Source organism: Seonamhaeicola sp. ABD4_175 (assembly GCF_056160885.1).
Genome location: NZ_JBSWYC010000007.1, coordinates 1 through 15,525, shown reverse-complemented (window position 1 = coordinate 15,525; position 15,525 = coordinate 1). Strand labels below are relative to the sequence as shown.

At 31.6% G+C, this 15,525-nt stretch carries 21 protein-coding genes; 20 read left to right on the top strand and 1 reads right to left on the bottom strand.

Annotation, left to right across the window (positions count from 1 at the left end; genetic code table 11):
- Positions 1-93 precede the first annotated feature (93 nt).
- From ACXAG4_RS15365 to ACXAG4_RS15310, 12 genes are all read left to right on the top strand, one after another.
- On the top strand, positions 94-600 hold the full coding sequence (locus ACXAG4_RS15365) for a hypothetical protein (protein ID WP_475296979.1): 507 nt from the start codon (positions 94-96) through the stop codon (positions 598-600).
- 195 nt (positions 601-795) lie between these two features.
- Complete coding sequence (locus ACXAG4_RS15360; protein WP_475296978.1) at positions 796-1,059, top strand: hypothetical protein; 264 nt, start codon at positions 796-798, stop codon at positions 1,057-1,059.
- A gap of 169 nt (positions 1,060-1,228) precedes the next feature.
- Entirely contained in the window at positions 1,229-1,804 is a 576-nt protein-coding gene (locus tag ACXAG4_RS15355) for a Crp/Fnr family transcriptional regulator (protein WP_475296977.1), read from the top strand.
- Between the two features lie 63 nt (positions 1,805-1,867).
- Positions 1,868-2,509 (top strand): hypothetical protein, encoded by a 642-nt coding sequence (locus tag ACXAG4_RS15350; protein ID WP_475296976.1) that lies wholly within the window; start codon positions 1,868-1,870, stop codon positions 2,507-2,509.
- 92 nt (positions 2,510-2,601) lie between these two features.
- Positions 2,602-2,955, top strand: a complete 354-nt coding sequence (locus tag ACXAG4_RS15345; RefSeq protein ID WP_475296975.1) for a YciI family protein — start codon at positions 2,602-2,604, stop codon at positions 2,953-2,955.
- A 15-nt stretch (positions 2,956-2,970) separates the two neighbouring features.
- The gene (locus tag ACXAG4_RS15340; protein WP_475296974.1) at positions 2,971-3,507 is read left to right on the top strand and encodes an SRPBCC family protein; all 537 of its coding nucleotides are present in this window, start codon (positions 2,971-2,973) and stop codon (positions 3,505-3,507) included.
- 649 nt (positions 3,508-4,156) lie between these two features.
- Positions 4,157-4,645 carry a hypothetical protein gene (locus ACXAG4_RS15335; protein WP_475296973.1) on the top strand — a complete coding sequence of 163 codons (489 nt, stop codon included), beginning with the start codon at positions 4,157-4,159 and terminating at the stop codon, positions 4,643-4,645.
- A gap of 160 nt (positions 4,646-4,805) precedes the next feature.
- Complete coding sequence (locus ACXAG4_RS15330; RefSeq protein WP_475296972.1) at positions 4,806-5,195, top strand: hypothetical protein; 390 nt, start codon at positions 4,806-4,808, stop codon at positions 5,193-5,195.
- A 216-nt stretch (positions 5,196-5,411) separates the two neighbouring features.
- Positions 5,412-5,657, top strand: coding sequence for a DUF6364 family protein (locus tag ACXAG4_RS15325; RefSeq protein ID WP_475296971.1), 246 nt, complete (start codon positions 5,412-5,414; stop codon positions 5,655-5,657).
- Positions 5,654-6,067, top strand: coding sequence for a type II toxin-antitoxin system VapC family toxin (locus ACXAG4_RS15320; RefSeq protein WP_475296970.1), 414 nt, complete (start codon positions 5,654-5,656; stop codon positions 6,065-6,067). The genes ACXAG4_RS15325 and ACXAG4_RS15320 overlap by 4 nt, the downstream gene beginning before the upstream one ends.
- 175 nt (positions 6,068-6,242) lie before the next feature.
- Positions 6,243-6,905, top strand: a complete 663-nt coding sequence (locus ACXAG4_RS15315) for a hypothetical protein (RefSeq protein ID WP_475296969.1) — start codon at positions 6,243-6,245, stop codon at positions 6,903-6,905.
- A 780-nt stretch (positions 6,906-7,685) separates the two neighbouring features.
- Positions 7,686-7,919 carry a hypothetical protein gene (locus ACXAG4_RS15310; RefSeq protein ID WP_475296968.1) on the top strand — a complete coding sequence of 78 codons (234 nt, stop codon included), beginning with the start codon at positions 7,686-7,688 and terminating at the stop codon, positions 7,917-7,919.
- Positions 7,920-8,078: 159 nt separating this feature from the next.
- Here the strand turns inward: ACXAG4_RS15310 and ACXAG4_RS15305 are convergent, their stop codons facing one another.
- Positions 8,079-8,693, bottom strand: a complete 615-nt coding sequence (locus ACXAG4_RS15305) for a hypothetical protein (RefSeq protein WP_475296967.1) — start codon at positions 8,691-8,693, stop codon at positions 8,079-8,081.
- Between the two features lie 162 nt (positions 8,694-8,855).
- On the opposite strand from ACXAG4_RS15305, the gene ACXAG4_RS15300 reads away from it, so the two are divergent.
- The 8 genes from ACXAG4_RS15300 to ACXAG4_RS15265 all read left to right on the top strand — a co-directional run bounded on the left by ACXAG4_RS15300 (position 8,856) and on the right by ACXAG4_RS15265 (position 15,306).
- On the top strand, positions 8,856-9,971 hold the full coding sequence (locus ACXAG4_RS15300) for a DUF7151 family protein (RefSeq protein WP_475296966.1): 1,116 nt from the start codon (positions 8,856-8,858) through the stop codon (positions 9,969-9,971).
- 740 nt (positions 9,972-10,711) lie between these two features.
- Entirely contained in the window at positions 10,712-10,861 is a 150-nt protein-coding gene (locus ACXAG4_RS15295) for a hypothetical protein (protein WP_475296965.1), read from the top strand.
- Positions 10,845-11,147, top strand: coding sequence for a type II toxin-antitoxin system RelE/ParE family toxin (locus tag ACXAG4_RS15290; protein WP_475296964.1), 303 nt, complete (start codon positions 10,845-10,847; stop codon positions 11,145-11,147). The genes ACXAG4_RS15295 and ACXAG4_RS15290 overlap by 17 nt, the downstream gene beginning before the upstream one ends.
- A 660-nt stretch (positions 11,148-11,807) precedes the next feature.
- The gene (locus tag ACXAG4_RS15285; protein ID WP_475296963.1) at positions 11,808-12,386 is read left to right on the top strand and encodes a Crp/Fnr family transcriptional regulator; all 579 of its coding nucleotides are present in this window, start codon (positions 11,808-11,810) and stop codon (positions 12,384-12,386) included.
- Between the two features lie 73 nt (positions 12,387-12,459).
- Positions 12,460-12,957 carry a hypothetical protein gene (locus ACXAG4_RS15280; protein WP_475296962.1) on the top strand — a complete coding sequence of 166 codons (498 nt, stop codon included), beginning with the start codon at positions 12,460-12,462 and terminating at the stop codon, positions 12,955-12,957.
- A 3-nt stretch (positions 12,958-12,960) separates the two neighbouring features.
- A complete protein-coding gene (locus ACXAG4_RS15275) occupies positions 12,961-13,464 on the top strand; it encodes a hypothetical protein (protein ID WP_475296961.1) in 504 nt (167 codons plus the stop codon).
- Between the two features lie 202 nt (positions 13,465-13,666).
- Complete coding sequence (locus ACXAG4_RS15270) at positions 13,667-14,806, top strand: ImmA/IrrE family metallo-endopeptidase (protein WP_475296960.1); 1,140 nt, start codon at positions 13,667-13,669, stop codon at positions 14,804-14,806.
- A complete protein-coding gene (locus tag ACXAG4_RS15265; RefSeq protein WP_475296959.1) occupies positions 14,803-15,306 on the top strand; it encodes a DUF4411 family protein in 504 nt (167 codons plus the stop codon). The genes ACXAG4_RS15270 and ACXAG4_RS15265 overlap by 4 nt, the downstream gene beginning before the upstream one ends.
- The last annotated feature ends 219 nt before the right edge of the window (positions 15,307-15,525 follow it).

Genomic DNA, 15,525 nt, shown 5'->3' with positions numbered 1-15,525 from the left:
CTAAAGAAGTCTTGGAATTTGAATTAAAAAATGTAGCTTAGTATCATTAATAAATAAACACACTTTGTTGCGTTAGAACCTTGAATGTGCCCTATGAGTGAATATTTAGCCTATATTAAATACGAAGGAAAACTTGTCAAAGATGGGTATTTAGACGCTCGGAAATCAGCTGAAATAATCCTTGGAATTGATGAAGTAATAAGATTTTTCCTTTTGCAAGAACATAAAGATTCAGCCAAATTAGATATTGAAATTCCAATACGTGTTGACAAAGGAAGCTGGATGGCTTTGCTCCCACCTGACTTGACTGTTTATATTTTAACTGCACTTGGAGGACTTGCAACAGCTTATGGAGCTACAGCTCTAAATACTATAGCAAAAAATGATTTTAAAGATGTAACTTCAAAAGACATTGCGAAAAAAATAGTTAAAGGAATTAAATGGACAATTGAAATTGTAAAACACATTAAAAAGAAAAAGGTTAAGCAATTTCCAGATTCAAAAATTAAACTTGAAGAAGGTATTCAAATGGTAGGAATTCCAAATGAAAACGGAGAATTACTTTACGTTCCATTAGAATATTTGGAATTATACACTTAAGTTCCTGACAGATTACTTGATAAATTAACAAAACAAATAGAAGAAGAAAGAGAATTAAAAATTGATTTCAGCGAAGAAAATAAAGGTGATAAAGATGATACTGGAAAACCAGCTAAAATAAGTTACGGACAGAAATCTTTGTTTTTTGAAGAAAAAGAAGAGGAAGATATTTTGTTCCCTGAATTAAAACACGGTATGTACGTGGAATTGGAAGGTCATTTAACAAGAGGAAACGAAAAAACGAATACTCTCGGATTTGAATACGAAAATCATATTCTTACTTGTATACCTTACGAAGGACATATAAAAAGTGAAAAACAAACTTTATTTTCAAATTGTACTATTAAAGGTTATATTGACAGATTAGCAAAAGACGGTACATTTAAAGAAAAAAGACCATTAATAAGGTATTTAGATATAGAGAATAATGACGAGGAAAAACCAAGTCTATTTGGATAAAAAGCCAGTTGCCAACACCGTATATAATTTATTGCTAGTTCTAGCCTACTTACGAAAATCCTCGCGGATTTTCTATTCGGTTTTTATTTGCTAAATTAGGTGCTTAAACCACGCAACAAACCATATACAACAACGTTATGCCTTATTAAAACAAAACGTAAAGCCAACAATGAAAACAAGTCATTTTTTAAATAACATTTTTAAAACAGAAAACTTTAATGCCGAGGAATTAGAGTTGATTTTAACGCAATTTGAAGAAGTTGAGTTTAGCAAGAATGAATATTTAATCGAAAAAGGAAAAGTAGCGAGTTACTATTACTTTTTAGAGAATGGCTTTTTACGTTCATATAGCATTGATACAGAAGGAAATGACATTACGACTAAATTCTTTTCGGAAAACGATATTGTGATAGATTGGCACTCATATTTTTTAAAAAAACCTTGTAAAGAATCTATTCAAGCATTAACAAAAGGAAAATGTTGGAAAATTAGCTTTACCAATTTTATGAAGTTGTTTAACATTGAAGCTTTTAGAGAAGTAGGCAGAACAAGGCTTGTGAACAACTACTTTGAATTAAAAAATCACTCTATTTCTGTAATAGCCGACCAAGCAAAAGACCGATATTTGAATTTAATTAAAGAGAAACCTTCAATAGTTCAAAATGTTCCTTTAAAACATATTGCTACCTATTTGGGAATTACTGACACATCCCTAAGCAGAATTAGAAAAGAAATCACTCTATAATATCAACCTATGTTTTCAAATCAAATACCAATATTAATCTCTATCCTTTTTCTAATTGCGTTTATGTTTCCATTAACAATGGTAGCCCGTTTGACAAAAAAAGGAAAAGTGAAAAACGGATTTTGGTGGGTTCTCGGTTTTTACGTTCCTTATTTAATTATAGTAGCGATAGCAAGTTTTAATGGCTTTTTCGATGATGTTATGTTACCGCCCAAAATTGTTCTGACAACTACACTACCTTTGGCGATATTTGTTACGATAATATATAGTACCAAAATTTGTAAAAAGGCGAATGCTTTTTTAAATCTAGAAGACTTAGTTAAGATTCATATATTTCGACTTATAGGTAGCACATTTATCATTCTGTTTCTTTATGACTTATTACCACCAGTTTTTGCTCTTTTCGCAGGTGTTGGGGATTTATTGACTGCCATATCAAGTATTTTTGTTGCAAAAGCCATCCGAAACAAAAAAAACTACGCAAGAAAACTCACTTATATTTGGAATACTTTTGGGCTTGTCGATATTTTAATCACTTCAGCTATGGCTATTATATTCACTAAAATCAGTATCGACAACGGTATTCAGGGCATAGAGTTTTTGGCAGAATTTCCATTTTGCTTTATTCCTGCTTTTGCACCACCAACTATTATTTTTCTCCACTTATTGGTTTTCCGAAAATTATCTTGGATTAAAAAAGCCTAATTATCATTTCTTGTCATAGGCAAAGATTTTTGTTCTTTCCCTCTTTTACTTTTGATGTATCGTTTAACATTTAACATTAAAAATTAAAAGAAATGAAAGCAGTACAAAATTTTATGATGGTATTTAGATTTACACCAAACTTTGAATACCAACCAACGACACAAGAACAAGCACAAATGCAAGAGCAATGGGGAAGCTTTATTGGCAATATTGCCATTCAAGAAAAACTAATTAGTACACATCAACTTGGATTTGAAGGAGTGCAAATTGCAACAGATTCATCTATCTCTAAAGGTATTTTAATTTCAGAAAACAAAACACTTGGTGGTAATATGGTTGTAAAAGCAAACTCAATAGAAGAAGCTACAACTATGGCAAAAGATTGTCCTATCCTAAAAATGGGCGGTACCGTAGAAATAAGAAGTATAATCCCAATGGAAAATTAATATAAACTCTAAAAAATGAAAAAAATGATTTTAATAATAATCGTAGTAGCATTAGTCCTGTTTTTAGGAATTGGATTTTACAATGCAAGCAAATTACAATACATACACATTCAAAAAACCGTGAATATCCAATCAGATATACAGACCACTTTTGACAATGTCCTTTATCTAAAAAACTTCACGAAATGGTCGCCATTTTATGAAGCTGACCCAGGTCAAAAAACTGAAATTAAAGGAACAGATGGACAAATAGGTGCTCAATTTCATTGGAACGGGAATAAAGGTAAAGACTTGGGGTATCAAGAAATAAAGGAAATAAAACCTTTGGAATTCATAAAAATGAAATGCGACATTCAAAAACCATTTAAAGCAAATCCGACCTTTGAGTATACTTTCACCAAAACAGGAAATGGTGTAAAAGTAACTCAAGATTTTAATGTCAAATCAGGATTAACAGATTCATTCTTTATGTGGCTCTTTGGAGCAAAAAAGGATATGGCGAAAATGAATGCGAGAGGAATGGAACTTTTAAAAATTGCGTCTGAAAAGTAACAAGGCATAACAATGTATAAAAGCAATAGCGGTTTGGGTGTAAGCTCGAACCACTATTGCTTTTAATTAAGTATATTGTTGTCAGAAAGACTAGTGGATTTAATCCGCTACTGCTCTTATACTAACCGTTGGTTTCAATGCTGAAGCAAGTTTGCGGTTAGAAAAATGCCTGGTGCTTAGATTCGAATTTTTTTTTTTGAATTTTAAGATAGATAATTCCGAAAAAGATTGCTGCCGAGTTTCAAAATTTTGCAGATTAAAAAACTCTAAAATTGGAGTGAATAACTGTGCGGATTTTAACAAACGTTGCGGAAACCCTAAAATTATGAATAAAATTTATTGTGGACTTCCACTCTGCTGAATAAACAAAAATTCAATCGGATTTTGAGCTTTTTGCGGATTGGAAAAACCTTGCGGATTAACACATCAAAATCTGATAAAAAAATATATTGTGCCGATTTGATTGCCGACTGATTTTCAATCAAAAAAAAGCACTAAAACCAACATTGTATATAAAAAATTGCTAGTTTTACCTAAAACAAATGGAAATTGCGTGTTTGCTTGCTTCCGATTTTCCTTCGGAAAATCGCCGCTCACAAACACGCAACTTTCCATATACGAACCGTTGTAAAACATTAAAACCAAGATTATGAAAAAATTGATTGTATTTTTATTGTTTCTTTTTTATCTAAATATATCTTTTGCTCAATGTAAAATTATATATCAAAAATCGGATGGTCATTTTGCATATAACGAAAATTGTGCAAAAAAAATTCAACGAGAAAATGGATATAGCGATAAAACAATGAAAAAAATAATATCGCAAGAGTTAGATAAAGCAAGAAAATTATCAAAAAAACAAGTAAAGTCTTATGGTAGAAAAATAACCTCGGAAGCGAAAACTGAGCGAAACAATAGATGGAATCAAGAACGAAAAAGAGAGCAAGAATTAGCAAGACGCAGAGAGTTGGCTAAAGCAAGAGCTGAACAGAATGCAAGGAAATATCATTTAACAAACAATAAATCAAATACAAAAAAGAGTAAGAATAAAAAAAGTTATCGTTATCAGAAACCTAAATCCTGTGGACACAGTAAAAGTTGGCATAAAAAAAATGGTACTTGTGCTTCCCCACAATAACGTTTTACAACAATGTATAACCGCAATTACGGCGGATTCGACTACGTCCGAATCCACTCGGAATTGCTAACGACAGTGCTAAACCGAAAATCATTAACTTTAAACCCGTAACTGACGGTTATACGAGACCGTTGTGTACAATATCCACAAAACGCTCGAAATGAAAAATATACTGATTTTAATATTGACTATTTTACCATTTATTTCATTCGGACAGCATTTAAAATGTTGCGAATCTGAAAAAGAAGTGGAAAAATTTTTGAGTGGAAAGTGGAAAGAAAAGAATAACAAATCTAATAATGTTTATGAATATTGGTTTGAAAATGGAAAAGGTCATTTATCGGAAATAGAGATTGCCGAAAATGGAGATGAATTAATTGAACTCGATGTCCAACCATTTGTGGAAATAATTAAATATGACGAAGGATTTAAAATTAAATTCACTTATCCTCACGAAAATTGGATTTCGGAATTGAAATACTTGAATTCTAACAAACTGATTCTGATAGTAGACGGAAAAGAAACAGAATATTTTAAATACAAAAAATAAAAAATACTGTACACAACAACGGCTATAATCCATTGCGGCTGAAATTCCTATCGGAATTTCATTGCAACTTTACTATCTTTCGGCTATGGCGGAAAGAATCCTCCGGATTTTTCCGCAACGTATCATAGCCAAAACCGTTAGCCACAAGCAAAAAAATCCGTGACAAAACCAAAATTACGTAATAATTTATTAAATTTGTACGTAAAAATAAATGCTATGGACAAAAAATTGACATTGAGTTTAGACAAAGCGATTATCGAAAGTGCAAAAAATTATGCCAAATCGAATAACATTAGCTTATCTAAACTTATCGAATCTTATTTGACAACGCTCACTAAACGCAAAAGAAATTCAACGGAAATCACACCTCTTGTTGAAAGTTTAAGTGGAGTAATTACACTTGATGAAGATTTTGATGTAAAAGATGCTTATACTGATTATCTAATTCAGAAATACAAATGAGCAGATTATTAATTGACACAAACATCGTAATAGATTTACTTTCAAAAAGAGATAAATTCTATGATGAGGCTGCCGATTTATTTTCTCGTGCAGACAAAAAAGAATTGGAACTAACTATTTCATCCTTAACTTTTGCAAACACAAATTACATTCTTTCAAAACTCAAAACAGCAAAAGAAGCAAGGGAAATATTGAGGAAATTTAAAGTGCTCGTTGAGTTATTAAGTTTAGATGATAAGGTTACGGAATTAGCCTTAAGTGATGATGATTTTCCAGATTTTGAAGACGGATTACAATATTATTCCGCTATCGAAAATCAAATAGATATAATAATCACACGGAATAAAAAGGACTTTAAAAACTCAAAAATTCCTGTTTTGACTGCTAAAGAATTTCTAGCACGAAAATAATGCCAGTGGCTAACAATGTATAAAATTAATTGCTTGGTTATAGCCTACTTACGAAAATCCTCGCGGATTTTCTATTCGGTTTTTATTTGCTAAATTAGTTGCTTAAACCACGCAACTAATCTTATACGAGACCGTTGTGGGCAATTTACACCAACCACCAGAAGCTAAATACTGAATGAAGAAAACTTTATTAATATTACCCTTTTTACTACTGACTATTTTAGGCTGTAAAGCACAGGATAAAGTACCTTCAGATTTCATTCCAAAAGGATATGCTGAATTTGAAAAATATTTTGGAGACCTAAATAAAGATGGATTGAATGACTGTGTTTTGATTATCAAAAAGACTGATACAGCTAACATTGTCACTAATCGTTTTGACAAAAAAGTTGACAGAAATAGACGTGGAATTGTTGTTCTATTCAAAAAAAAGAAAGGTTATGAACTTGCCGATAAAAACTACAATTGCTTTTCGTCAGAAAATGAAGATGGTGGAGTTTATTTTCCACCAGAATTATGGATTAAAATTGAAAACGAAAAACTCTATATCCGTTACGGACACGGAAGATATGGATATTGGGAATATACCTTCCGATATCAAAACTCGAATTTTGAATTAATTGGATATGATTCAAGTAGTAATCGTGGTCCTGTAACAAACACAGAAACAAGCATTAACTTCTTGACAAAAAAGAAATTAATAAAAGAGAATACCAATAAAAATGCGGAAGGTGGAGATGAAACATTTAAGGAAACTTGGAATAAAATTAAAATAGAAAATCTAATCAAACTGTCTGAAATAAAAGACTTTGATGAATTAGACATGTATAATTATTAAAAAAACTGCCCACAACAATGGCTATAGTTCATTGCTACGGATTTTCTACCGAAAATCCTCGCACTTTTACTATCTTGGTTTCTTAATCGGAAAATCCTCGCGGATTTTCACGCAACGAAACCATAGCCGAGACCGTTGCTTTCAATAGCGGCCGACGCTCACTCGAACTCTTTAAAAAAATCCGATTCACAAAATGCCGGTTAAAACTTGATCACTCAACTGCGACCGACTTTCAGCAAAACGCTGAAAAAAAACTGCAACCGATAATCACTCGGATTCTTTAAAACTTAAAACTTTGCGCGAAAAACTACTGTTGCGGATTTTAAAAAAAAATTAAATCTGAAAGCTAAAAATTAACACTTTGGATAAAAAATGTAGCCGACCAATAAATTGCCGACTAAATAAACGCTGCGGTTAAAATAACAGACACGCAAACTGACTCTGCTCACTCTTGTGGGCCGCTACTAAAAACAACATTGGCTAAAAATCATTGCGACTGAATTTTCTTCCGAAAATTCATTTCTTTTTACTAAATTCGTTCTACGGCGGAATAATCCTGCGGATTTTTCCGCAACGAATTTCTAGCCGTTAACCGTTGGCAACAAGCTGAAAAAAATGACGAACGAAATTGAATTTGATGAGAATTTGTGATTTAATCACAAAGGTTGTGAAGGAAAACATTATCTGATTGGAAATCCACATACTTTTCGCGGACGAATTTATGCTTGGTGTCCAAAAAAGGAACGGAGTTTTTTCGTGTCGGTATCGGAAATTGAACAAATGTCGGACTATTCAAAATATTGGATAGACGGATTTTTAAATGGAAATCAACCTGAACCACCAACTGACTCAAATGGAGATGTTGACTTTGAAAGCGTGGAATATAAAAAATGGACTGAATCGGTTGAATTATTTACTCGAACTGGATATTGGACTGATGAAAAACGGAACTGTGAAAAATGCGGAACGGAATTACTGAACGCTGAACCAAATGAAACCTGTGGAAACTGTTAATCGGAATAAAAGCCAGTTGCCAACGGTCTCGTATAACCGTCAGTTACGGATAAATATACGAAGTTTTTCGGTTTAGAACTGACATTAGCAATTCCGAGTGGATTCTGACGTAGTCGAATCCGCCGTAATTGCGGTTATACATTGTTGTGCATAGTATTTTTATTCAGTTATCCATTTTTCTTTTCTTTTTTCTTGGTCATTCAGCGATAAGTAATGTATTGATATTATTAACTGAATGTTTGGGTCGTTTAAATCCAAATCTTTCTTGTATTTTAAAATTTGTCTATAAGTTAAATACAAGGAATTAAAATCGCCTGCTCCAGAAACTCGTTCCGCATATTTCTTTATGTATTTGTTTTTATTTCCAAAATCATTTAAGAATTTTTGATATTTCCCATTATAAACTGCTCCAATACTTTTTAATTCTAGTCCGCTGTCAGGATATATAGCTTTTCCAAAATTCCAAATTTCATTAAAAGTCGTTTGCGAAATTTGACTGTATAATTCCTTTTGTTTTTCAAAGTCAATATTCATCCAAAAGGGATTTCCTGTCGCTTCTAAATATTCGTGAGGTGTTCGTTCAAAACAAGTTTTAAAGTCAGAATCCATATGTAAACACATTTCCGACTTGAAGAATTCCCTTATTTTGTTCAAATCAGTTATCTGTTCTGACGTAAAGTTTTTATTAAGTTCGGTTGCAGAATATTGAGATTTACAAGATAAATTCGATTGTAAAATTATAACTCCAAATATCAAAATTATTGTTTTTCTCATATTATGCACAACAATGTATAACCGCAATTACGGCGGATTCGACTACGTCCGAATCCACTCGGAATTGCTAACGTCAGTGCTAAACCGAAAAATTTGCGTACTTTAACCCGTAACTGACGGTTATACGAGACCGTTAGGAATAATTAAACAAAAAATCAAAATATGAAAAAAGTAAAACTATTTTTTTTAGTTACAATAATGTTATTCATTGCCTGTGAAGGGGAAGATGGACCTCAAGGAATACAGGGAAACAACGGAGTAAATAGTTTAATAAATATTTCTGACGAAATTAGTGGTAGTAATTGTGTAAATGGTGGTCTAAAAATTGAAGCTGGTTTAGATAATAACTCTAATGGAATTCTTGAAAACAATGAAGTTCAAAGCACAAAATATGTTTGCAACGGGAATAACGGAAACAATAGTCTTACAACAGTAGTAACAGAGCCTAAAGGAGAAAATTGTGAAAATGGCGGTATAAAAATTAATTCAGGTATAGATGCTAATAATAATGGAATACTTGAAGATTCTGAAATTATGTCTTCAGCTTATGTATGCAATGGAATTGATGGAAATACTAGCTTAACAAGAATTACTAATGAAAATGCGGGATTAAATTGTGAAAATGGTGGCTTAAAAATTGAATATGGTCTAGACTTAAATAATAATGGAGAATTAAATGATAACGAAGTTAAATATACAACGTATACTTGCAATGGACTAAATGGTGATTTAAGCCTTATTAATATAACGGATGAAGCAGAAGGAACTACATGTGAGAATGGTGGTATTAAAATTGAATCTGGAATTGACTCAAATAATAATGATTTATTAGACATAAGTGAAATACATACAACAAAATATGTTTGTAATGGAATCGATGGTGTTATAAATGAAGAAATCAGATTGAAAATTGCAGATGGTATAGGTTCCTCCGCCAATACTTCTAGTTCTACCCCTGTTATAGTTTCGGGAATAACATTTAACAAAAATAATTTTGAAAATGTAGGATCTATATATTTTGAGGCTGACCCATATGTTGCTAACAATAGTAATTATGCATTGTTAGAGCTTTATAACATTACTGATAATACTGCTATATCAAACACAATACTAAGAACAAATAATACTTTTGATTTAAAAGAGAATTTAACCACAGATAATATTATTGATAATCTACCAGAAGATGAAATTGTTTTAGGTATAAGATTAAGTTCTGAGATTGATGGCGAGTTCTCAGCTAGTGGAATACCTTATCTAGTTATAAGAAGAAATAATTAAAAAACTATTCCTAACAATGGCTATAAGTAATTGCTTGTTCTTGCCTACTTCTGAAAATCCTCGCGGATTTTCAGTCTAGTGTATACTTGTGAAATTTCGTGCTAACCCACGTAACTACTCATAGCCGAGACCGTTGCTTTCAATAGCGGCCGACGCTCACTCGAACTCTTTAAAAAAAATCCGATTCTCAAAATGCCGGTTAAAATTTGATCACTCAATTGCGACCGACTTTCAGCAAAACGCTGAAAAAAAACTGCAACCGATAATCACTCGGATTCTATAAAATTTAAAACTTTGCGCGAAAAACTACTGTTGCGGTTAAAAAAAAAAAAAATTAAATCTGAAAGCTAAAATTAACACTTTGGATAAAAAATGTAGCCGACCAATAAATTACCGACTAAATAAACGCTGCGGATAAAATAACAGACACGCAAACTGACTCTGCTCACTCTTGTGGGCCGCTACTAAAAACAACATTGGCTAAAAATCATTGCGACTGAATTTTCTTCCGAAAATTCATTTCTTTTTACTAAATTCGTTGCGGAATAATCCTGCGGATTATTCCGCAACGAATTTCTAGCCGTTAACCGTTGTGCAACAGTTAAAAAAATCACGCAAAAATTGAATGATAAAATTAAATTTGTAACTTTGATATTATGGATTTAAGTTTAGAAAATAAAAAAATCGAATTAATTCAATGGTTGTCAACATTAAACGACAAGTCTTTGATTGACAAACTAATGAAATTAAGAAATAAAGAAAAAACCGATTGGTGGAATGAAATTTCTGCTTCCGAAAAAGAATCTATTGAAAAAGGAATTCAAGATGCTGACAACGGAAAATTAACTTCTCACTCTAACGTGAAAGGAATTTATGAAAAGTGGTTATAAAATACTGTGGACTGACCACGCAATTTCTGAACTTAAAGAAACTATTGAATATCTGGAAAATAATTGGACTGAAAGAGAATTAAGAAAATTTGCTGCTAAATTAGATCACACAATCGAACTGATTTCAAAAATGCCTGCAATTTTCCCCGAATCAATCGAAAAAAAGAATATCCGAAAAGCTGTAGTTGAAAAGCATAACAATTTATACTACAGAATCAATAAAAATACAATTGAGATTGTTTCTTTATTTTCAAACAGAAAGAATCCAAATAAGAAAAAAATATAAAACCGTTGCACAACAATGGCTATAAGTAATTGCTTGTTCTCGCCTACTTCTGAAAATCCTCGCGGATTTTCAGCTTAGTGTGTACTTGCAAAGTTAAGTACTAAACCACGCAACTACTCATAGCCGAGACCGTTAGTTTCAATGCTGGAGCAAGTTTGCGGTTAGAAAAATGCCTGGTGCTTAGATTCGATTTTTTTTATTGAATTTTAAGATAGACAATTCCGAAAAAGATTGCTGCCGAGTTTCAAAATTTTGCAAATTAAAAACTCTAAAATTGGAGTGAATAACAGTGCGGATTTTGACAAACGTTGCGGAAACCCTAAAATTATGAATAAAATTTACAGTGGACTTCCACTCTGCTGAATAAACAAAAACTATATCGGATTTTGAGCTTTTTGTGGATTAAAAAAACCTTGCGGATTAACCAATCATAATCTGATAAAAAAAATAAATTGAGCAGATTTGGTTACCGACTGATTTTCAATCAAAAAAAAGCACTAAAACTAACATTGTATATAAAAAATTGCTAGTTTTACCTTAAACAAATGGAAATTGCTCGTTTGCTTGCTTCCGATTTTCCTTCGGAAAATCGCCGCTCACAAACACGCAACTTTCCATATACGAACCGTTATGCCACATTAAAGAGATACGTTGATTAATATGAAAAATGAACTAATCCAACATCTGAATAATTACATCAAGTTATCTGAAGAAAGTATTGAATTAATAGTTAATCATACCGAAGTAAAAAACTATAAAGCTTCAGAATTTTTCCTTGAAAGTGGAGATAAATGTGACCAAATGGCATTTCTAATAAACGGAGTATTTCGTTTTTGTTTTATTGATAATAAAGGAAATGAAGTAACGTCTTACTTTATGAAAGAGAATGATTTTGTTTGCAACATAACTAGCTTTTTTGAATTTTCTGTTAGTTCAGGTTCCATACAAGCAGAAACAAATTGTTCGGTTGTTCAGTTTTCAAGAGCATCTTGGGATTTGTTTTGTAATACAATACCAGAATGGGAGAATTCATTTCAAAAAATAGTGAATGAAACATTATTAACTAAAATTAATTTCCAAAGAAGTTTACTTAATCTTGACGCAAAGGATTCTTACTTAAAATTTTTAAAAACCTATCCATCCATATTACAAAGAGTGCCATTAAATCATATTGCTTCATTTTTAGGAATAACACCATTTTCCTTGAGTAGAATACGAAAATCAATTTCAATCATTTAGCATTAATTGCCAAATGACAAGTCCGTTATCTTAAAAAAAAGTTTCCTTTGCAAATGAATAAACACAAAAATATATGGAAGCTTTAGAACAACAGAGAATTTATAGAATTAAGGCAATGATGCATCGTTTTTTTTCATTGTATGAAAGCAAGAATACAGATTTTTCATTGGTCAGTGAACTACTTTATAAAGATGGTTTTGAATGGCTGAGCCCTAGTGGAAACCTAGTTGGTATAGAAGCATTTGAAGGCAGTTTTAATGAACTTAATAAAGAATGGGGACATTCGCACCGACCATTTGAAATGACAGTTAAGCTAATAGATGATAAAAAAGCTTCATTAAGCTTCAATTATATTTATCAACACATTCAAGACGGAAGTATAGTTTTACACGCAAAAGGTCATTATGAAATTGATTGCATCGACAATGGCGAAAAATTTCCTCGAATTCAAAAATGCAACCTTACATTATTAGAAATGATTGAGGTTGGTGGATTTGTTGATATGTACGAAATGAACAAAACTTTATATTTGGACTACAAACTGAAATCAGAGCAAATAATAAAAACATAGTTTTTGAAAAGTAAACCTGTAATTAAGGAATTAATTGTCGATTTTTTGAACAGCGAAAAAACATTATACCTTTTCGCAGGAATAATCGGTGTTGTTTCGGTAATAATTGGTTTGCTTTTTTTACTTTTTTCCAATCATAAGAGTTTTGCTACAACTATGATTGTAATTGGCATTTTAGAAATGGCTGTAATGTTTCCGACATATCTAAAATACCAGCAAAAAGTTGAAGACAAGATTTCGGTTTATGAAAATAATAAATCGGATTTTGTAAAAACAGAGACTATGGCTAGCGAAAGGGCAATGAAATCATTCTTTTGGCTCAAATTAACTTACGGAATTTTGATTATTGCACTTATACTGGCAATGTCATTTTTAAGCCCAAAGTCTGTACTATTCGGAATATTTTCGGCACTTATTTTACATTTCGCCATTGCAATTACAATTGACAATTTTGGCGAAAAATACACGGAAAAATATCTGATAGAATTAACAACTTCGAAAAAATAACGTGGCATAACACCGTATAAAATTAATTGCTGGTTTTAGTTTATTTACGAAAGTCCTTGCAGACTTTCTATCCGTGATTTATTTGCTAACTTTAGTGCTTAAATTACGCAACTAATCTTATACAAACCGTTGTAGGTAATGCGAGAAACAACCGACTAAAGATAAAAACAGCTAATTATAAATATTAAATTATATTTGCCTAATGGCAACAAGGATTGAAAATATAAATTCTGAAATTATAAACTGGGCAATTACTCGAGCAGGTAATAGTCTGGAGGAATTTTATGCGGATAATCCTGATGTTTTAGATTGGATAGAAGGAAATAAGAAACCTACTTTAAAGCAATTAGAAAACTTTACTCATAAAGTCCACGTACCTTTTGGATATATGTTTATGAATGAACCACCTAAAGAGGAAATCCCAATACCTTTTTTTAGAACAGGAGCAGCACCTAGAGATAAAGTTTCTTTAAATGTTTATCATACTATCCAAATTATAAAAGACAGACAAAATTGGTTGACGAACTATCTTAAAGAAAGTGGTTATCCTGATTTAGATTTTGTCGGAAAATACAATGACAGCTCTGATTATAAAGAAATTGCAAATGACATTAGAAATACTTTAAAATTACCTGTTAATTGGGCTAGTAAACTTGGAACTTGGGAACAGGCTTTAGATTATTTGACATTACAAATTGAGGAAATTGGGATAATCATCAATTTTAATGGAATTGTTGGAAACAATACTAGAAGAAAAATTTTAGTCGAAGAATGCAGAGGTTTTGTTTTAGTAAATAATAAAGCACCTTTTCTATTTGTAAATTCAGCAGATGCTAAAGCTGCTCAAATGTTTACTTTAATACACGAAGTTGCTCACATATGGTTAGGAGAAAGTGCTGGGTTTGATAATAAACAAATGCTTCCTGCTGATGACCCAACTGAATTATTATGTGATAAAGTTGCTGCAGAATTTTTAGTGCCGGAAATTTTCTTTAGAGAAAAATGGAATAACAGTCAAGATATAAAATATTTAAGTAGAGTTTTTAAAGTTAGTCCAATTGTAATTGCAAGAAGAGCGTTAGATTTAAATTTAATTACTAAACCTTCTTTTTTTGAATTTTATAACAATTACATAGCTGAATTTAAAAACAAAAAAGAAAATCAAAGTTCTGGTGGTAATTTTTATGCAACTGCTAAAAAGAGAATTAGTTTAAGATTTGCTAGTTATGTTAATAATGCAGTAAACGAAAACAATCTTTTATATAGAGATGCTTATAAATTAACTAGTCTAAAAGGTAACACGTACGAGAAGTTTATTAACGAATATCTATATCAAGTATGAGTAAATACATTGTAGATTCGAACTTCTTTATACAAGCTCATCGTTCAATTTATCCTCTTGATGTTGTTCAAAGCTTTTGGGTAAAAGTCAATTCGTTATCTCAAAATGGAACTCTAGTAAGTATTGATAAAGTAAAAAAAGAAATTTACGACAATTCTTCTCACGAAGATGAACTTAAAATGTGGTGTGATTCCAATTTACCCGACGATTTTTTTATCAATACAGATACTGTTCTTCAAAATTATATTTCAATTGTAAATTGGACGAATTCTATGTCTCATCATTTCACACCGAATGCGATTCAAGAGTTTCTTGAAACTGACTTGGCTGACCCTTGGCTTATTGCTTTCGCAATGAGTAATAATTGGACTATTGTTACTTATGAAAAAAGTCAACCAGAAAGAAAAAACAGAATAAAAATACCTGAAGTTTGTAATCAATTTAACGTAAGATATATTGATACAATACAAATGTTTAGAGAATTAAATGAAAGCTTCTAAAGCACTACCTACAACAATGGCTATAAGTAATTGCTTGTTCTCGCCTACTTCTGAAAATCCTCGCGGATTTTCAGTTTGGTGTGTACTTGCAAAGTTAAGTGCTAAACCACGCAACTACTCAAAGCCGAAACCGTTGCTTTCAATAGCGGCCGACGCTCACTCGAACTCTTTAAAAAAATCCGATTCACAAAATGCCGGTTAAAACTTGATCACTCAACT